Annotated in this window: 17 protein-coding genes; 5 read left to right on the forward strand and 12 right to left on the reverse strand. The window is 41.9% G+C overall.

Translation table 11 applies throughout. The annotated features are described in order from the left end of the window. Positions 1–7: 7 nt before the first annotated feature. Entirely contained in the window at positions 8–655 is a 648-nt protein-coding gene (locus AB0756_RS26895; protein WP_038085379.1) for a cytochrome b N-terminal domain-containing protein, read from the reverse strand. Positions 656–735: 80 nt separating this feature from the next. Between AB0756_RS26895 and AB0756_RS26900 the strand changes: the two genes are divergently transcribed. Then, the gene (locus AB0756_RS26900; protein ID WP_050045259.1) at positions 736–1,476 is read left to right on the forward strand and encodes a precorrin-2 C(20)-methyltransferase; all 741 of its coding nucleotides are present in this window, start codon (positions 736–738) and stop codon (positions 1,474–1,476) included. A 276-nt stretch (positions 1,477–1,752) separates the two neighbouring features. Further along, a complete protein-coding gene (locus tag AB0756_RS26905; protein ID WP_050045260.1) occupies positions 1,753–3,459 on the forward strand; it encodes a hypothetical protein in 1,707 nt (568 codons plus the stop codon). A gap of 98 nt (positions 3,460–3,557) precedes the next feature. Here the strand turns inward: AB0756_RS26905 and petJ are convergent, their stop codons facing one another. The 4 genes from petJ to psbV all read right to left on the reverse strand — a co-directional run bounded on the left by petJ (position 3,558) and on the right by psbV (position 5,422). Beyond that, positions 3,558–3,902, reverse strand: a complete 345-nt coding sequence (gene petJ / locus AB0756_RS26910; RefSeq protein WP_038085372.1) for a cytochrome c6 PetJ — start codon at positions 3,900–3,902, stop codon at positions 3,558–3,560. A gap of 270 nt (positions 3,903–4,172) precedes the next feature. Further along, on the reverse strand, positions 4,173–4,592 hold the full coding sequence (gene petE / locus AB0756_RS26915; RefSeq protein WP_038085369.1) for a plastocyanin: 420 nt from the start codon (positions 4,590–4,592) through the stop codon (positions 4,173–4,175). Positions 4,593–4,704: 112 nt separating this feature from the next. Then, on the reverse strand, positions 4,705–4,830 hold the full coding sequence (locus tag AB0756_RS26920) for a hypothetical protein (RefSeq protein WP_272899755.1): 126 nt from the start codon (positions 4,828–4,830) through the stop codon (positions 4,705–4,707). A gap of 100 nt (positions 4,831–4,930) precedes the next feature. Then, positions 4,931–5,422, reverse strand: a complete 492-nt coding sequence (psbV, locus tag AB0756_RS26925) for a photosystem II cytochrome c-550 (RefSeq protein WP_038085367.1) — start codon at positions 5,420–5,422, stop codon at positions 4,931–4,933. A gap of 272 nt (positions 5,423–5,694) precedes the next feature. Here psbV and AB0756_RS26930 point away from each other — a divergent pair, with 272 nt between their 5' ends. Together AB0756_RS26930 and AB0756_RS26935 are read left to right on the forward strand one after the other, a co-directional pair. After that, a complete protein-coding gene (locus AB0756_RS26930) occupies positions 5,695–6,132 on the forward strand; it encodes a hypothetical protein (RefSeq protein ID WP_038085365.1) in 438 nt (145 codons plus the stop codon). Beyond that, on the forward strand, positions 6,133–11,262 hold the full coding sequence (locus tag AB0756_RS26935; RefSeq protein ID WP_050045261.1) for a DUF4132 domain-containing protein: 5,130 nt from the start codon (positions 6,133–6,135) through the stop codon (positions 11,260–11,262). Between the two features lie 48 nt (positions 11,263–11,310). Here AB0756_RS26935 and AB0756_RS26940 read toward each other — a convergent pair whose 3' ends face one another. From AB0756_RS26940 to AB0756_RS26960, 5 genes are all read right to left on the reverse strand, one after another. After that, entirely contained in the window at positions 11,311–12,147 is an 837-nt protein-coding gene (locus AB0756_RS26940; RefSeq protein WP_038085363.1) for a carbohydrate ABC transporter permease, read from the reverse strand. Beyond that, positions 12,144–13,052 carry a carbohydrate ABC transporter permease gene (locus AB0756_RS26945; protein ID WP_038085361.1) on the reverse strand — a complete coding sequence of 303 codons (909 nt, stop codon included), beginning with the start codon at positions 13,050–13,052 and terminating at the stop codon, positions 12,144–12,146. Before AB0756_RS26945 ends, AB0756_RS26940 begins: the two co-directional genes overlap by 4 nt. Before the next feature lie 349 nt (positions 13,053–13,401). Next, positions 13,402–13,890 carry a DUF3592 domain-containing protein gene (locus tag AB0756_RS26950; RefSeq protein ID WP_050045262.1) on the reverse strand — a complete coding sequence of 163 codons (489 nt, stop codon included), beginning with the start codon at positions 13,888–13,890 and terminating at the stop codon, positions 13,402–13,404. Positions 13,891–14,017: 127 nt separating this feature from the next. Beyond that, positions 14,018–14,509, reverse strand: a complete 492-nt coding sequence (locus AB0756_RS26955) for a GNAT family N-acetyltransferase (protein ID WP_038085359.1) — start codon at positions 14,507–14,509, stop codon at positions 14,018–14,020. Between the two features lie 200 nt (positions 14,510–14,709). Then, positions 14,710–14,946 carry a hypothetical protein gene (locus AB0756_RS26960; protein ID WP_038085357.1) on the reverse strand — a complete coding sequence of 79 codons (237 nt, stop codon included), beginning with the start codon at positions 14,944–14,946 and terminating at the stop codon, positions 14,710–14,712. 589 nt (positions 14,947–15,535) lie between these two features. Here AB0756_RS26960 and AB0756_RS26965 point away from each other — a divergent pair. Then, entirely contained in the window at positions 15,536–16,435 is a 900-nt protein-coding gene (locus AB0756_RS26965; protein ID WP_038085354.1) for a hypothetical protein, read from the forward strand. 20 nt (positions 16,436–16,455) lie between these two features. Here the strand turns inward: AB0756_RS26965 and AB0756_RS26970 are convergent, their stop codons facing one another. Together AB0756_RS26970 and patD are read right to left on the reverse strand one after the other, a co-directional pair. Further along, positions 16,456–18,132, reverse strand: coding sequence for a dipeptide ABC transporter ATP-binding protein (locus tag AB0756_RS26970; RefSeq protein WP_038085352.1), 1,677 nt, complete (start codon positions 18,130–18,132; stop codon positions 16,456–16,458). Between the two features lie 763 nt (positions 18,133–18,895). Continuing rightward, positions 18,896–19,243 (reverse strand): heterocyst frequency control protein PatD, encoded by a 348-nt coding sequence (gene patD, locus AB0756_RS26975; RefSeq protein ID WP_038085350.1) that lies wholly within the window; start codon positions 19,241–19,243, stop codon positions 18,896–18,898. Positions 19,244–19,450 lie beyond the last annotated feature (207 nt).

The following is a 19,450-nucleotide window of genomic DNA, read 5'->3' on the forward strand; positions in this document are numbered from 1 at the left end:
AATTTCATTAACCTTGAGCATTGATTGGTTGCTGTGGTAAGTTATTGTTCTCAATAACTTCTGCTTTTTTGTAAGTTTGCTTGTCTTGCCAAAGCACGCTTGCTAGATGCACCACAGCCAGCACCAGAGCAGCCACTGAGACAATATAGCTGTGAATGGTGTACAAATGTTGCACGGTTACAGTGCTAATTCCTGCACCACCTGTCAAAATATCTCTCAATAAAGAACCGATAAAGGGGATAGCCTCAATTGTTCCCAGTTCAATGCTAAAACGCCAAAATCCTTCTTGATCCCAAGAGAGAATCATTGCCGTCCAGCCCAAACCGATTGCACTGAGAGTAAACAAAATCCCACTTATCCAAGCAGTCAACCAACTCTTGGTAAATTGCCTGCTGACAAACAGAATTACGATCTCGATGAGCGAAACCCCAATGACTGCATTCCCTGCAATAGCGTGTGCTTTATGGAACAACCAACCGTAATTTAATTGAGTGTCGATCGCTCTCAATGATTGGTAAGCCCTACCTGCTGCGGGTTCGTAGTAAAAAGATAGCAAAATGCCCGTTGTAGCACCAATGATAGTCAAAGTAATAATGACTACAGACAATACTGTTGCTATTCGCCGCAGAACCATATCGAACTGAGTACTTTGCATGGTTCTCGTACTCCTTGTTTTTCAACAAATGTTTATTTTTATTAAATTGTATCTAAGAATCTTAAAAATATTTAAAGATAATGGTCATTGGTCGTTGGTTATCGGTCAGTAGTAGGATTGGCACTCTTTACGGCATCAGCGTAGGGGCGGGAGATCCAGAACTGATTACTGTCAAAGGTCTCCGGTTACTTCAAAAATCATCGGTAGTCGCATTCCCTGCAGGAATGCAGGATAAAGCAGGAATGGCACAAACAATTGTGGCTCCTTGGCTGAGTTCGGAGCAATTGTTGCTACCTTTAACATTTCCTTACGTACAAGATCTAAAAGTTTTGACACAAGCATGGCAGAAAGCAGCAGAACAGGTTTGGCAATATTTACAAGTTGGTCAAGATGTTGCTTTTGCTTGTGAAGGTGATGTCAGTTTCTACAGTACATTTACTTATTTAGCACAGACAATACAACAGCAATATCCAGAGGCAAAAGTACAATTTATACCAGGTGTTTGTTCGCCCGTGGCAGCAGCATCGGTGTTGGGATTACCGTTGACTATTCGACAACAAAAGCTAGTCGTGTTACCAGCAATCTATAATGTAGAAGAGTTAAAAACAGTTTTAGATTGGGCAGATGTTGTCGTACTTCTAAAAGTCAGTTCGGTATACGAGCAAGTGTGGCAAATATTGCAACAGAAAGGATTGCTAAAAAGTAGTTGGGTAATTGAAAGGGCAACTTTACCTGATATGGTTGTACATTCAGACCTGAGCGATCGCCCAAATTTGAAGTTACCTTACTTTTCATTGCTGATAGTGAAGGTCGGCAATTGAAATCGGGGAGTAGGGAATAGAACGTTAATTTTTTCCTTAACCCCCCACCCCCGATCCCTACTCCCCAAACTTTCAGTCGGTGTATCCACAGGCGCAACTTTCTAGTAAAATAGTACGTCGTATACAAAAATAGAGATTTCTACTTTTCACTGGTCATCGGTCTCTGTTAAGAAGTTACTATTTGTAGAGGAAGATACTTAAAGTTCCTACTTTTTTCATTAGATCTATATAAAATTGCTAGATAATCCCAAGCGAGCCGAGTGAACGAGAATAGCTATGTCTTACGTTTCCCTACTGAAAAATATACCAGAATTCTTAAGCCAGCCTACTGGGATAGCAGCTCTAGCTTCTCTTGGCATTCACGGTGTGATTGCTTTTGTTATGCCGTTGATGCCAATGGAATCTAGCTCCAAACAATCAACATCAAAACCAAAAACAGTCGGACTGGTTGAGTTGAACCAGGCTGAAATGAACCGTTTGCCACAAACTGGCATGCCTCAAATCGCTCTCCCAACTCAAGCGGCGATACTTCCGCAAGTCCCCCCACCAAATTTGCTGCCTCAATCAACTCCAGCATTACCTCCTTTGCCACCGCCAACGGCAACAGCTAGCAATTTGACAATTCCTCCTCTACCAAGCTCAACTAACGTATCGATCGCGTCTTTCCCAAAAAGTCAGTCTGTAAAAATTGCCTCAAGCAGGGATTTCCAAATTAGACCCTCATACAGTCAACAAGTACAACCTTTTCCTCGATACCAAAACCCAAGGGTAAGCTTGGGCGAGGCTAAGCCCCTCACTAGCTCTCCAATTCCTTACAGTGTACCTCCAGTACAAGCGGCTAATTTGAGGCAGCAACAGGAGATGATTAACAATGGTGCTCCTGTGACTCCCGAGCAAATGCCAATGCCAGCAGATGGAAACGTGGCATCACAAACGACACAGCCAGGAACGGAAGTATCTAGCGCCTCCCCTTATAAACCACTCATTCCTCTTGGCGAAGCTCCAAAAGCTGAACATAATATAGCTTTGGGTCCTCAAATAGAGCAATTGCCGCAACAAGAATCTGGTGTAAAAGTGCCTGGATTGCCATCCGTGGCATCTCGGGAGATGTTATCACGCACAACTTCTTCGACTGACCGCTTTTTGGAAATCAAAGGGCAATACCCAAACATCGAAACACGACTGCCTATATCAGCAACAGTTAATTCAAAAGTTGCTCAAGAAGGCAATGTTGATGGTGATTTGGTGATCAACAGCCAAGGTCAAGTAGAATCTATCAACTTTCGCAATAACTCAATCTCGTCTGAGATGAAAACGGCTGCGAGAGAATATATCAGAGAATATTTTCAAAACAACCCGACATCAGCAAACGGCAAACCAAAATTTTACCCATTTAACATCGCTTTTAGATCCGACAGTGATGTTAGCAAACCAGAAACGATTCAAGAAATCGTTGCTCCCTCTCAAACCACTCCCGTACAAGCATCTTCCAATCCACAAAAGAATCTTATTCAGCGTTTGCGTTCGCCAAAGTTAAATCCTCAATTACCTCAAGAACGACAAGAAGATAACGTCAGTCAATCTCAAAGAGTCAATTTACAGGGATCTTCTAAAGAACCCCAAACCAATCGCGCCAGTGGTTTGCGTCCTCAAGGTAATGAAGCAGCAGCCGTGACACAAACCAATCGAGAAGTGGTTCTGAAGCGGACTCCGTTAGTATTACCAGCCAATCCCCAGCAAGCGTCTCGACGCGAAGCCAAGATCGAGCAGCCCGTAACAATACCCCAAAGCGATCGCGAACAATCATCTCAACCACAGCAGGTAGTTATCAAGCAGCCTGCACCGACTTCTCAAGCCAGTCAAGAACAAGCATCGCAACCGCAGGAAGAAGAGAGCAACAAGCCTTCAGCTTCTAATGAACCAAACAAACTCATACGGCAATTACGCCAAATTCGAGAAAAAAGACAGCTTGAGAATCGTTAAGTTGGTTAGTGGTTAGTGGTGAACAACTAACCACTAATAAAAATAAACCTTTGCTTCCCGATTAAGATAGCCTCTGGTGTGTAAGCCAGAGGATTTTTTTACCAGCCTTGTTCGGCTTTTTGGAAAACATAAGCAGCAACCTGTAAAATTTCTGATTCGCTTAATTTTCCTTTAAAAGGAGGCATGGCATTTTTACCATTTTGTACTTGATAAACAATCGCTTGAATGGAATCGGTTTCAAAATTTTCCAGATAACTTAATAAAGCTTCCTTTTTTAAATTTTTTTCGCCAATAAGGATGTTTCCTCCACCTATATGACAAGAAGCACAGTTATCTTTAAAAATTTGAGCACCATTGGACGTTTCGGCTGCAAGAACTGAACTCGTAAACGTAAATATAACTAATACTGCGATCGCGAACACAACCAATAACACTTTTTTCAAGGGCTTCTCCTTGTAACTGGCTTCGGTGCAACTAAAAAAACCGCTCCAGTAAATATTTTACGGTCTGCTAGAAGCTTTACTGAAAAGCCTTGTGTCAAACGCGATTTTTCTTTTTCCTATAAAAAATTTACGGTGACGAGCTTCCCCTCCTCTATCGCTCTTATCACCATAAGAGAGGATAAAACTCGTCACCATCAATATTCCCCTCTAAGCGGCTGCGATTCTCGCGTACTTGGTCGGGGAAAGTATTTTGAGTTAAAGGTGTCTCTACTAGCCTGCAACAGTGAGTTTACCAACCATACCCGCACCACGGTGAGGTTCGCAATAGAAGGTGTAGTCACCAGGAGTTGCGTCTGCTGGGATAGTTGTTTCGTATTCTTGACCGGGGCTCATGAGCAACTGCTTGTGAGAGAAGCTCTTAGCTACATCAGCGCTTTTAGCAGGGTTTTTAGCGGCATCAAACACAACGTTGTGGGGAGGAACTTTATTGTTAACCCACTTAATGGTGTCCCCTGGTTTAACTGTCAACTTGCTTGGTTCAAACGCCAGCATTCCCTTATCACTACCCAATTTTATAGTGTATGTATCAGCAGAAGCACTGGGAGTGAAAACTGCAAAGCTGCTAACTACTAAAAAGAGTGTTAACAATGCTAAGCCAAAGCGCCGTAAACTTGACGCAATGAATGTCATACCTTTCTCCTAACAGCAGGTTTTATCTTTCACTATTCATTTTAAATAAAAATTAGCCCAAATATGACAATCTGTCGTAGATACTTTTTTTTAAGCAGCAGCCGACGATAGGTTAGATAGTAACTAAGCCTTTAGCTGCTGAAATACACTTAGCGATCGACCCCTGCTCTGACGTTGCTCGTCGCACTTCCCTACTCCCCAAACAAAGAGAGTCAACAGTCCACAGTCTATCGCCCATAGTTTGCTCTCAAAAGTCCATAACGAAATCGTTATTTGACTATAGACCGTTAACCATTGACGACAGACTGTTGACTATTGACTGGATGGTTCACCTGGATTTAGTAATATATTTTACCGCCGCCCCATCTGGAACCAATAACCTTGGGTTGTAAGAGAATATGACCGGCAATATCTACTAAATCGTCATCCTTTAGATTTCTCATTTCTGTGAAAATATCAGCACTCTTGGTGCTCGGATGTAATTCAGAGATTTCCTCCTCGCCATCGTAAGTTGTGGGATTTTTCATGTAGTCCACCAACGCTTCAATGTTATCGCGAGGTGGAGTTGCCCCTGCTAGAGTCTCTGGTTCTAGCCCTACGTTTTGATTGGTCTTGGTCACACCGCCAACGTGACATTGAGCGCAAGCGTATTGAAATAAGCTTTTGCCTGATTTAACTTGTTGGAGGCTGAGAACAACACTCTCACCTTGTTCATTTAATTTTACAGTGCGGGTAGCTGCATCTAGTTCCACTGCTGACGCATCACCAACAATAAATTGAAACGTCAGCAAAACAGTAGCCGCCAAAATGCCAATAACTCTTCTCAACATTATTTCCCCTTAACAATTTTTGACACTCAACACAGCTAAATATTGCGATGCTTAATTTCCAGTGCTATTAACTCATGGCTAACTGCCAACTGCCATAAGCCACGAGCGATTAACACTTAATTGGTAGAAATTGAGCTGCTGTAATACCAATATCACGTCACGCGTGCAATTTGTTGCCCAAACCACTGATAGAGTTTTGGATTACGTCATGGCAAGAAATGGCGATCGCAATTTGCCTCAGTTAAACTGGTAACAGCAATCAAGTGTGATTTATGCAACTCACCGTCGCTATTGAAGGCAAGCTATTGGGACGTGCTAAACCTTTATTTGCTAATTGGTGCGTTCCTCTCCCAATTGAATTCTCTTCCGATAGTAACCGTTTAACACTCCGAGAGTTGCTTACCGAAATTATACTGAAAGATATAGAAGCTTTTTGCACCAGGCAAGAGCAGCGACGATTAACCCACGTACTTACAAAATCACAAATTCAGCAGGGCGTGGAACTGGGAAAAGTAGAAATGGGAGGACGTGTCCTACAGCACGAAGTGGATTCACAAGCGGCTGTAGACAACGCTTTGCAAGCTTTTAAGGATGGTCTGTACTTTGTTTTTGTTGATGAAGAACAGCAGCTGGACTTAGATGGGGAAGTCTATCTCAAACCCAACAGTCACCTTACCTTTTTGCGCTTAGTACCACTGGTGGGAGGATAAATGGTGTTAAATCCAGAACAGGCAAAAGCGCAACTTCAAGCTATCCGCATTCAGGATTGGAAACAAAGGCGAGTTGAGAGTATCGCCCATCTACCGGAAACACTTCGTGAAATTGGATGGGGAATTTTAGGGCTGCACTCAGATGGTCAGCCTCTCGCTGGGTACTGGGAAGCTAGAGAAGCTCTATTGGTTGCTGCTAAAAAGCTCGATCGTTTCAACTCAGAGGAAAGGGAAACTCTATTTGCGGCGCTTTTCCCTCAGATAGGTATTTATGTGGAACAAGCATGGCAATTGTTCTCTCGTCTTCCCTATCAGTCTGGTTACCTTCGCAAATCGTTCCGTGTTCCATCGAACCCAGAACTTACCCAATCAAGGCGTTGTGATTGGTTGAGCAATCTGGTTTACATTGTCGAAGGATATGACCGAGATCTAAGTTGGTTTGCTGCCTGGTGCGCCTACATTGGAGCTTATACAGAAGATACCTTGGGAATTTTGTTTGCAGCCGCGATCGATACAGGGGATTCCCAGGGAGAAGAAATTTTTAACATTCTCCTAGCATCGGCACGGGGAGAACATGAAATTGGGGCGATGGGATGCCATGTAACCCGCGCTTTGCTGATTGCTTCTCGTCCTGATGGTTGGGCATTTGTGGAAAATTTGCTGTTGACTGCACAGCGACAGGAGGGTTTAAGACAAACGATTCTGGAAACGATCGATGAGGCGCATCCGGAGGCTTTCCGACGGATGCTGCGATTGATTTTAGAGCACGATCTGAGCCGATTTGGTGCGATAGTTCGGGCTGTCGGTGTCTGGTTGGGTTTTGATTTGGAGTCGGTGAATAACCGTGTTGTTAAGGAGGTTTTGACAGGAATTTTGGGCTTTTTGGAAAGCTCGGAGTTGCGTTGGGAAGTTTTGAGGAGTCAGGAGGTGCAGGGGCGCAGAGAAAGGGAAGAGAAGGAAAATGCTCAAAGGGTTTATTTTGCCTTGTGGACGCTGGCGTTTGAGGATGCGATTGCTGCTATTGCTAGGATATCGGAGTTTCTCAATCATCCTGATGTCGAGTGTCGTTTTGTTGCAGTTTATTTGCTGAGTCAACTAAAAGTCCCTGAAGCGCAAGTTGCACTTTTACCAGCTTTTGAGGATGAGGATTTACGTATTGTCACTCTTGCTTTGATGGAGGTAGAACATCCCGATCATAGCTTACAACATATCGATATATTTGAACGTTTAGAACGAATTCTGCCACGTTTTCCCAAGCAGTTAGAAAGTTTACAACCTTTGGTTTGGAATTGGATAACACTGAAAGCAGAACAAAAAGCGGTTGCAGATGCTTTAGTCAGTAATTTGGGGGTGCGTTCTCCCAAGCGGTTGCTTCCCTACTTGTCTCTCATGAGTGCTGATAAGCGCAGCGAGGTGGCGAGAATATTGGCTGATGAAAAGCCGTGGGATGATGAAATTCGCAATGCTTTGTTTTCGCTGGTAGGTGATGTAAGTAGTTGGGTACAGCAAGCAGCATTGGCAGCTCTTGCCACTTGTCATATTTCAGTCGTGGAAGCAACAAATTTAGAGCAGCGGTTAACTCGGAAGTCGGCGTATTTGCGGCGGGGTATCCTGGGGCTGTTGCTCAAGCAGTCGGATGAGGAAACTTTAGCTTCTGCGGAAAGATTACTTGGTGCTGGTAACGTCAATCGACGTCTTGCAGGGCTGGAACTGCTGCGAGAAATGATAGCTAAAGAGCGTGCCGTTAGCAAATGTCAAGCCCGTGTTAGAGAGTACGAATTGCACCGCAAAAAGCGAACAACAGCAGAAACTGAACTATTAGAAGTTATTTTAAATACTGAAAGTGATGATGTGCCAACCTTAAAGGATGGACTGGGACTGGTCGATCCCAAGGAACTCAGTCCACGGGTTCAGCCCCAAGTTCAGCATCCTCGCGTATTCGTGACTCCTGCGGCTGTGGCTTGTCTCAAGTCTCTTGATAACCTTATCCACGAACACCGCCAGACTGTTGTTATTATTGAAACCGGGCAGGGGAATACAGAAGAATTACTGGGTAGTGTTGGTAAAAACTTTTCAGCACCAGATTACAAGAAAACCTTGGAGGAAGCTTTAACTCGTTTGCCATTGCGAGAATTGTGGGAGCATTGGTGGAATGAGCGACCTCAAGAACTACGAGATGCTGATGGGTTAGACATTTTGCGAGTATTGGCACCGTTATGTCACTCTCATTGCGAACAAATCTACCTAGAGGATTCTTGGTGGCAAGAAGCTTTGCAGACTCTTTATGCTGACAGCCAAGAGTGCAAACTGCGGTATCACGTGACTATTGAGATAGTTTGCAAATGGCTATTGCGGCTTCATTCTCCGCCAGGAGCAGCAGATTTTTTACTGGACGCAGTAGCAACAATTTTCACATTAATTCCTGAAGAACCTGAAGCAGATGCTCCCGCCAAATCTCTTTCAGTACAAGCAACTCTCGAATTAATTCCCAATGAAGAGCTAACACAAGTTCCTGACGGGGTATATGATGACTGTGATGACTGGGAAAATTACCCGACAGTAGCTGCTGAAGACATTTATTATATTGACGGGACTGACTGGGAAAATACCACAGGAGTAGTTGCTGTAGACACTTATTATGTTGACTGTAGTGACGGTTTTGATTGGTGGCGATCTAGCGAGACACTCCTGCGTTGGCTGAACTTAGCAAAGTATCATTGGTCTGTGTGTCCACAAGAGTGGAATGACAACCAACAGATACGCTTATGGCAACTGCTGCACTGGTTAAAAAAACCTTCACCCAAACTATCACGTCACAGACATGAACTTGAAGAAGTTTTGATGGCTTTTCGCCTTGGTGCTGCCACTAAAGCTGATTTAATAGAGCAACTGCTCGTTTTCGACTGTGAGCCAGGGCGGTATGAGCTTCAGGACTTGCGTCGGGTAACAGGTCGGAAACTGCCTGCTGAGTTAGTAGAATATCCCATACTTCGAGAAGTAGGTGCTCTTTGCCGCCAGCGTATTATTGAAGTAGAACTCATGCGGAAAGATGTACCTACTGCCGCATCTGTACTCGCTACAGCGATAAGTACAGTGGAGGGAAGTCATACCCTAGTGCGGTTACTGCAAGCTTTTGCCAAAGGGAAGTTTATCCGAGGCGACATTTATGTTAGTAGTAAAGCTGATGTCTTGTGTCACCTGATTCGAGTTTCCTTTCCTGCGGAATCCGATACGCCCCAGGAGTTTGCTCAACAAGCCAGCGCTGCAAAAATTTCTCAAAAAAGGCTAATTGAGTTAGCGTTCTACGCACCACAATGGGCTAGTTATGTTGAGGCGGCATTGAATTGGTCGGGTTTTGCGGAAGCCGTGTGGTGGATTCATGCCCACATTCAAGATTATAAGTGGTGGTATGTTGACGAGGAAATCCGCGAAACTTGGACAGCGCAAGTTAGCGATCGCACTCCGCTGTCCGGGCAAAACCTTACAGACGGTGCTGTTGATGTGGATTGGTTTGCCCGTATTTACAAAGTACTTGGTAAAGAAAAATGGCGAGAACTTGACAAAGTAGCCAAGTATGCATCAAAAGGTCATCGTTATAAACGAGTACAACTTTTTGCCAATGCTATGTTGGGGCAAATCGAGAAAGCAGCTTTGGTGACAAGCATCACTCAAAAACGCCATCAAGATTCCGTGCGGGCATTGGGGCTGTTGCCATTGGCAAAAGGCAAGAAGCGCAATAGCGATCTTTTAGAAAGATATCAAATTATACAAGATTTTTTGCGAACCAGCCGTCAATTTGGCTCTCAAAAGCAGGCAAACGAGCTCTTAGCAGCGAGAATTGCAATGGAAAATCTTGCTCGCACTGCAGGCTACCCCGATCCACAGCGTTTGGAGTGGGCAATGGAAGCCCAAGCTGTAGCGGATTTAGTAGATAATCCGTTAACTGTTGCAGTTGATGGGGTTACGATATCTTTGGCGATCGCACAAACAGGGGAAGCTAAAATAACAGCGATAAAACAGGGAAAACCCTTAAAATCCATTCCAGCGAAAGCTAAGAAAGATCCCAAAGTTAAGGAACTGCAAGTCCGCAAGCAGGAGATAAGCAGACAAGCTTCACGGATGCGATTGTCTTTAGAGCAAGCTATGTGTAGGGGGGATACCTTTACAAGGGAAGAATTACAGCAACTCTCAAAACATCCCGTCCTCTCCCCAATGCTGGCAAAGTTAATTTTTCTTGGTGAAGAAGGCGAGCTTGGCTACCTAGTGCAACAAGGGCAAGCACTACAATCTCAAGGCGATCGTATCACCCCGATAACTTCCTCTCATTTCCAGATTGCCCACCCCTACAATTTGCTGCAAACAGGGGAATGGCATCTTTGGCAACAAGACTGCTTTCGCAAAGGGCGTACACAACCCTTCAAGCAAGTTTTTCGCGAGTTATACATTTTAACACAAGCAGAAAAAGCAGAAGGGACAATTTCACGTCGCTACGCCGGACATCAAGTATATACCAGACAAGCACTGGGGTTATTCGCTCAAAGGGGATGGGTAACACACTTAGATGAAGGGGTGCGGCGAACTTTTCATGAATTGGGAATTGCTGTTTGGGTGACGTTTGTAAATGGGTTCTTTACTTCTATAGCAGCGGACGGATTGACTATAGAAGGCACCTACTTCTCCAAGCAAGGTGAGTGGAAACCCTTACCATTGGAGGAAATCCCACCTCAAATTTTTAGTGAGGCGATGCGCGATTTAGATTTGGTTGTCAGCGTTGCCCACCAATCCAGCGTCGATCCAGAAGCAAGTGCTTCAACTGTGGAAATGCGGGCATCCCTAATTCGGGAAACTTGCCGATTGTTAAAACTAACGAATGTCAAACATCAAGGTTCACGCGCATTTATCGAAGGGCATCTTGGTAGTTATTCGGTTCATTTAGGCAGTGGTATCGTTCACCGTCAACCAGGCGGGGCATTATGTATTGTTCCCGCCTATTCCCAACATAGAAGACGGCTGTTTTTACCTTTTGCTGATAATGACCCCAAAACCGCTGAAATCGTTTCTAAAGTCTTACTGTTGGCACGAGACAAGGAAATTCAAGACCCAACAATTCTTTCTCAAATTCTTAAATAAATATGCAAAATATTCTCGAAAATTTAAATCACGCCTGTTGAATGATTTCTATCCCTTCCCTCCCGTAAAAGTGACGCTTTCAATAAAGTATCGGTTGAAGAAGGCGTAGATCGCGAGTGCTGGTAACGTGAACACCATAGAAGCTGCCATAATATAGTTCCAGTAACTAATGTATTGACCTTTGAAAGTATTTAAACCTAGGGGAAGGGTAAACATTTCAGGGTCAAACAAAATCACGACAGGTAGCAAAAAGTTATTCCAACTCCCCATAAACACAAAAACTGTTTGTGCAGCTAGTGCGGGTTTTGCTAAAGGCAAAACAATGCGTCGAAAAATACCAAAAGTAGTAAGTCCGTCTAGCTGGGCGGCTTCTTCGAGTTCCTTGGGAAAATTCATGAAAAATTGCCGCATCATAAAAATGAAGGTAGCATTTACCATGCTGGGAACAATCATTCCTTGATAAGAATTTAACCAGTTAAAGCTTTTTAGGATCAAAAAGGTAGGAATTAAAGTGATTTGTGCGGGAACTGCTAACACTGCTAAAATCAGGAAAAACCAAAAGCGCCTACCTGGAAAATTTAACCTTGCTAGCGCGTAACCCGCCATTGAATTGAAAATTAGGTTTAAGAGAGTCACGCTGATGGCAATGACTGTACTGTTAAATAGCCAGCGCAAAAACAAAGGTTCTTGTAAAAAAATTTGTTTGTAGTTATCAAGAGTGAAGTTCTTGGGAAAGAATGTTGGCTCTCCACTGGCAATTTCAGAAAGGGTTTTAAATGATGCTGAAAGCGCCCATAAAAAGGGAATAACCGTAATAACTGCGTAAAAGGTCAGTACCGTATAGAGCAAGATTTTCAGCCAAAAGTGATGGGATATTTTTTTCAAATCCTTTCTCCTCCAAAAAAATACCGCTGGATTAAGGTGATACTAATAATGATGGCTGCAAGTATAAAAGCGATCGCAGCAGCATAACCCATTTGTAAATTCCGGAACACAGCTTGGTAGATCAACAAAACAACTGTTAGGGTGGAGTTGTTGGGTCCACCACTGCCATTGGAAAAGATATACGATTGATCGAACAGTTGAAAAGTGCCAATAACTCCCATTGTTACCACAAAGAAGGTAACTGGTTTAAGCATGGGAATCGTAATATAAATAAATTGTTGCCAACTATTAGCTCCATCAATTGCAGCAGCTTCGTAAAGAGAACGTGGAATATCCTGTAGTGCTGCTAAGTAAATGACCATGAACAATGGCGCTGTTGACCAAATATTCATAAGCATAATTCCTTTAAGCGCAACTGCTGGATCTCCCAACCAGTTATAAGTCGGTAATTTTAGAAAAGCCAAAAAATCATTCAGCAATCCATTAGTGTTATAAATCCACATGAATATGAGCGTCAGCACAGTGGAAGATGTCACTGTTGGCAAAAAGTAGAGAACACGCCACCAGTTTTTTCCTCGAATACCTGAATTAAGAGTGACAGCAAGAATGAGAGCAAGAGCAGTTTGGAGCGGAACGACTATAGCAACATATTGAACTGTATTGAGTAGAGCAATCCAAAGTCTGTCATCTTCGACTAATCTTTGAAAATTATGAAAACTAACAAAATCATATTTGATTCCACCTAACAGTTTAACTTTATGGAAAGAAAGAAAAATAGCCAAGAGAATGGGCGCGATCGCAAAAGTTCCTAACACCAGAAGAGTGGGTGCCATAAATATGTATCCGGCTACACCTTCTGTAATTTCCCACCCTGTTCTTCTAATTTGCCTTCTCTCTTCCTGCATAAAGTCCCTCCAGAAATGAGGACAAGGGAAACAAGGAAAAATCACTGACAACCCATGTCCAATACTCGATGACTAGTACAGTTAGGTGTAAATAAGGCAACCATTAGTAACAAATAAAAAGCTTAATAGCCTAATCTGATGGGCATTCTCCACCCTACTGTACTTAAAATTTTTCGTGAATGGTTTGGGATTGCTATAGAAATTATCTTAAAATAAAAGCTTGCAGTTACAAAAATATTTTTTATTACGAAAAATAAAGATGTTAATAATTCAATTGATTTTTTTTAAATATACGTAATTTTAAAATTTTAATTCAAATCTATTACTGTTAATTCCAAGTATCAACTGGTTAGCGATCGCCAGTTACTGTTAACTGGTCATTGGTAAATGTTAAAAACTTATTTTGCTTTAATTCTCTTGCTAGTAAAGCGGCTCCAATCAATACAGAAAGAGAGCCAGTAGTGGAAAAAATGATAGGAAAAAACCACAGATGTATCCAGGTATTAATCATGGCAGCATTGGGCTTTTGAGGTTGGTACAATATTTCTACCCGATCGCCCTTCGTATATTTAGGAGAACTGCTTCCCACCTTAGATTCAAATACAACCGTTTCTCCTGTACGTGCTGTAAATTTTACCAATGGGTAATAGGAATTAGAGCTTTTTGTTGAGTCATGCAAATTATTAATGACTGTTCCTTGTGTTGATATTGCTTTTTTAACAAAAGAATAATTATTTAATCCTGTTGTGATACCAACGGTAGTAACTAGAATACCAATGCAAGTTAAAGCCGTTGAAGCTAAGATGGAATTATAAGTTTGTAAAGATGGTATCCTCATAGAAGTTTTTAAAATTAGGATAGAAGTCAGTAGTACTTGTACAAAACTACCCCTTACCCTGAAGCGATTCCGAAAAACGAGGTCAGGGAGTGAAAATTCTCTACTCCCTATCGTCGATTCCCTATATCTATTTAATTCGGAGTCCCATAATAACCAAATCGCGCTCAATACCGTCTAGTTCTGCAACATTAGGCAAACGTCCCCAAGATTGAAAGCCAAATGTTTCAAAAAGTTTCAAACTAGGCACGTTGTGAGCGAAGATAACGCCTAATAAAGTTTTGATACCCAAACTCGGACTTTTGTTAATCGCTTGGGATAGCAGTTGTTGTCCCAAACCACGTCGATGATATTCTGGGGCAATGTAAATGCTGACTTCAGCAGTAGCATGATAAGCCGGTCGCCCGTAAAAACATTGTAAACTCAACCAGCCCGTTACCTGACCATCTAGTTCTATAACCCAAAGGGGATATTTCAAGGGTGAACGACCCTTAAACCACGCAAGGCGGCTTTCCACAGACACTGGTTCTAAATCAGCAGTTGCCAAACGACTGGGAATAGCAGCATTGTAAATTGCCACAATTACAGGTAAATCAATTTCAGTGGCATTGCGGATCATCATTATTTACTGTATAAAATAAAAATTGAAAAATAAAAATATTAGCAAATTATATAACAATCCCAATCATCCAGGAAAAATTTTAACGACTGTAAGGTCGGCAATATCCACTACTAAGAGGATGTTTGAAAAGTCTCGGGCGAATACAATTAGCTACTATACAAACGAAGTCCGCCTGCGCGGACTAACGGAAAATCAAGATATTAAAACCCATGTAGGTGGTTTTTGCTTGTATAGCTGCGATTGCGAACATCGCTAAGGTTGGCAATGCCTGTACTACGAGGATTTTGCAAATTAAACAGGATTGCCATACAACTTTCATGGATCTCTAACAAAGCAATAAGAAATTTTAGCTCTTTTATTGAAAAATCTATGAGTCCGCGCAGGTAGACTTCATTCCAATAACAGCGAATTACATTCAACCAAGACTTTTCAAACATCCTCTCGGAGCATCCTGTTTTGGCAAAATGCCCTCAGAATAGAATTCTAGACGGCAAGCGCTATCTCAGGAGCGGAGACGCTACGCGAACAACGGGGGGCTTTGGGGTCCCCACGAAGTGGGGTTGGGGGAAACCCCACTCTGGGTTCACCAGTCCCCAGGGCGTGGGAAACTCGCCTACTTTCTCTGGACTCACCACCTACGTGGACTTTCTTAAAAAATAACCTGCGTAGGCAGGTTTCGTTTGTATAGCCGCGATTTCAATCGCAAACTTGTTTTTTCCAAATTGGGATACTCTCCATCCTCTTAGCTGTGAATTTCGTTAGCCCTAAACTTTCTTACGCAATTACTACTTAAGTCTAATAGCTATCCCTTCATAAGACAGATGACTTTTTCTCAATAGAAATATCTACATTTGAAGAACATATATGATTTTCAAAATATATCTATTACTATAAGCCAAAATTTTCAAAATCAATATGAAGAATACTTACAGCTATAGGTAGAGGTTGATTGAAATATCAGTTTTTAAACTGAAATTAAATAGAAAAAATAATTATACCAAGTCAATCTTGGGGTTGTAATTTATTATGCCTGAAAATAATATCATTGAAAATGAAAGTATTGAATTAAAGAACAATACATCATTGATAGAAGAAGAAATTGGTCTTTTTTTCATCAAGGTAAAAAATGGAGTCTGGCTCTTTGGTATTCCATCTTGGGTTTTTGGCATTACCGATAGAAGTATCGCAGCGTTTGCTGACGGTTACCTATCAACTATAGAGTTAATCCATCTCTTAACAGCTTCTTTCTTTTTCTTAACTTGGCTGTATCTGAAACCTGAAGAAAGCGTGGAATGTGACGCTCAAACAGGAAGTTTGAAGTTGAAAAGACGACATATGATAAGTCAGGAATATATCTTACCTTTTCCCTATCTCTGTCAGATTTATCATTTGTTAAATTTAAGACATTTAGAGACAATTCATAAATTTAGTCTCAATAATTTAAAGGTTGTCAGAATTAACCAAATCAAATCTACACCGATTGGAGGCACAATTACCTTTGAAACATATTTGGATTCTCCTTTTAATGTCTTAAGAATTTGGAGACAACCAATTGCAGAGGTGGATTTAATCTTGCACACTCCCTATACTGTGGAACTCAGCGTTCCAGTCTATAAAGAAAAAAGAATTACTGTCATGTTTACCGCTCATCCTTTAACAGAGAACGAGCATTATTTCTTTATTGACATTTACAGCGATTTGGATTGGCCAAAACCATTCCTGCAAATTCTGCTCCACCTTGCCTCTTATTTAACATTGGTTGAAGATTTGCCTTACTATCGTAAATTAGCTGAGAGAAATCTTAGCAATCTTATTGACCGCAACAGGCTTTCAAAACATGAAACAATGTGGTTGTTTAATAGATTTGTTGAGTTACATGGTTCGGGTGTAAGAGTTCCTAAGTTGATTGAAGCAAGTGCTGAATAAGACTCTAAAATAGGTAGAAATTAGACTCGTGCTAACAGAGGTGCGGCAGACAAAAGGGTTTTTGTATACGGATGTTGTGGATAAGCAAAAATCTGTTTTGTCTGCCCGATTTCTACTATTTTGCCACTGTTCATGACGGCAATACGATCGCACAAAAATCTTGCCAACCAAAGGTCATGAGTAATGAACAAGTAAGTTAACTCAAATTCCTCTTTCAGTTGTAACATTAAGTCCAGAACTTGTGATTGTACGCTAGCATCTAACATACTCACCGGTTCATCACAAATCAGGAGTTTGGGACGAGTAATTAATGCACGAGCGATCGCGACTCGTTGCTGCTGTCCCCCAGATAAATCAGAAGGATATCGCTGATAATAAACCTCTGATGGCTTTAACCCTACTTTTTCCAGCATCCACAACACTTCTTGTTTTGCCTTATCTGGACTCGCCAACTTATGAATTAGTAAAGGATCGGCGATACTTTGTCCTACCGTCATTGCTGGATTTAAACAAGCATGAGGATCTTGAAACACCATCTGCATTTGTCGTCTCGAAGTGCGAATGCCTTGACGTGAAAGAGCGGTCAACTCTTGTCCCAAAAACTCAACTTTACCTCCCGTCGGACGAATCAGTTGGAGTATTGTTCGCGATAAGGTACTCTTTCCACAACCAGATTCCCCAACCAATCCTAAAATTTCCCCAGGGTAGAGTTCGAGGTCAATCCCATCGACTGCTTTGATCGTTTGACTTTCCCTTTTCAACAATCGTTCTACAAAATTGGGTTCTAAGGTGTAGTGCTGTTGCAGTTCTGTCACTCGCAAGATTGGGGTTTGGGTATTGGGGATTGGTAATTGGGAAGCGTCTTTCCCTGTCCCGCCATCGTCAGCACCTAACCCCTCATCCACTGTTTGAATGTGCAAAGCTGCTTTAATAAGCGATTGTGTGTACTCGTGCTGCGGCTGTTGAAAGACTGTTTTGGATGAACCCATTTCTACCATTTTGCCGTCATACATCACCCCAATGCGATCGCAATACTCCGCCACCAGTGCCAAATCGTGAGAAATCAGCAACAAACCCATATTTTCTTCACCGCACAACCGCGTGAGTTCTTGTAAAATCTGGGCAGAAACCGTTACATCTAAACTAGTGGTGGGTTCATCAGCGACAATCAACTTGGGTTTAAGGAGTAAAGCTAGAGCGATGGCGACTCTTTGCCTCATACCGCCACTAAATTCGTGAGGATACTGATTCCAACGAGTGGCAGGAATTTTCACTTTTTCTAAAGTAGCAATCGCAATTTCCTTAGCTTCTCGGGTAGATAACTGAGGCGAGTGCGCCTTGAGAGTTTCCAAGCAATGATTTCCAATGGTCATTAATGGATCTAAACGAGTCATTGGATCTTGGAAAATAAGCGCTACTGCTTCTCCCCGAAATTTTCGTAACTGTTCGGGCTTCATATCAAACACAGATTGTCCTTGAAAAGTCACTCTTCCCTCAATTTGTGTCGATAAGGGGAGCAAACGCATTGCAGCTCGTCCTAAAGTAGACTTCCCACAACCAGATTCTCCTACCAATCCCATTCTTTCACCGCGCTGTAGCGTGAAAGACACGCTATCTACTGCCCACTTAATTTCTTCATCACCTCGGCGCGGATAGGCGACTCTCAAATTGTCAATACAAAATAAAGATTCATTCATAACTATTAGCTTTTATCTACCAAGTTTTAACATTAGGATACACGACTGCATCAATGACATCAGGGTTATCGCAGAAGTCTTTTTCTCCTTCAACTTAGTGTCACAAACCCTTTGGGTAGAGAGGTTACGTGATACTGCAAGCTATACAAGCAAGAGCTATACGCCCGTCGCTAGGGCGAGGGACGCCCTCGTCGATCGCTAGATTCACCCGCGCTCCCCGGCTCGATGACTGATTTATTCCCCCTGCTAAAAAGTCATACATAGTTGACCCGATTGTTGTGTGAAATTTAATCCAGGCAAAGCTTTCCCAATCCAAAATCTACACATCCAAAATTCAAAATGGTATAAGAGATAACTGGTTAATGAATTATTTTAATCTTTTTATAGAGAAAATTCAGTAACACGTAACCTGAGGTTCATAAATAACTCTGTAAGTTTTATTTAGATAATATTTTTTATTTAGAGAAAATAAATTTATTGCGATCCCCATGGAAAAATCCAAGATTTGCATCGAAATTTAGATTGATTGGACTTGATAAAAGCTTGTTTTTGTTAACTTTTTGGCTCCCAAACTAAAAATTTGAAGAATTCTTGACATGAAATCTTGTCAAATTTTAGGCACAGTTAAGCCAATTATAAATATGTCAAGCTTACGACAGCTACAAGAAAAATATCAATCTAAAATGCAATAGTAAATTCAAATTATTATTTTCATTATTTTTAATTATTTCCTTTGTTATATTGCTTCTTCTGCTGGTACTATTTATTCCAATAAGGCATTGCAGTATTCAATGAGAGTGGTTAGGCGATTGCCGATGGCATCTAGCCTACCTTTGGCAGTGGAAGTTTGCCGCGCTCCTTGGAGAAACGTGATATCTATTTCCAACAGTCGCAGCTGCTTGCTCATTTCAGTCGAATAAGACTGGATTCGCCCGTTGAGACTGCTTGTGTCCTCATTCACTAAAGGTACAATCTGTTGCTGAAAAAAATTCTGCAGGCTTATTACACGTTGCCTGATTTCGGGTGCATCCAATTGAGTAGCAGCAATTTCGGAATGCAGTTGCTTCAATTGAGTTGCAAATGAGTCGTATTTCTGACGAATTAGAGACATGCAGCAGTTATTGAGATAGTATTTAAAGACAAGGTAATGTCAAAAAAAAATTTGATAGACTAAACTTTTCTAAACTCTATCTCAAAATCTGGCGTCTCGAATGGTATTCGGGGCGGTATTTGCTATATATCAACACTTACAACTTATGATACGGGACATTCGCACTGGATAATTTGCACTGACACCTTAAGGCGACAAACAGCCAAA

Origin of the sequence: Tolypothrix campylonemoides VB511288_2 (assembly GCF_045999855.1) — a bacterium.
GTDB lineage: Bacteria > Cyanobacteriota > Cyanobacteriia > Cyanobacteriales > Nostocaceae > Scytonema > Scytonema bouteillei_A.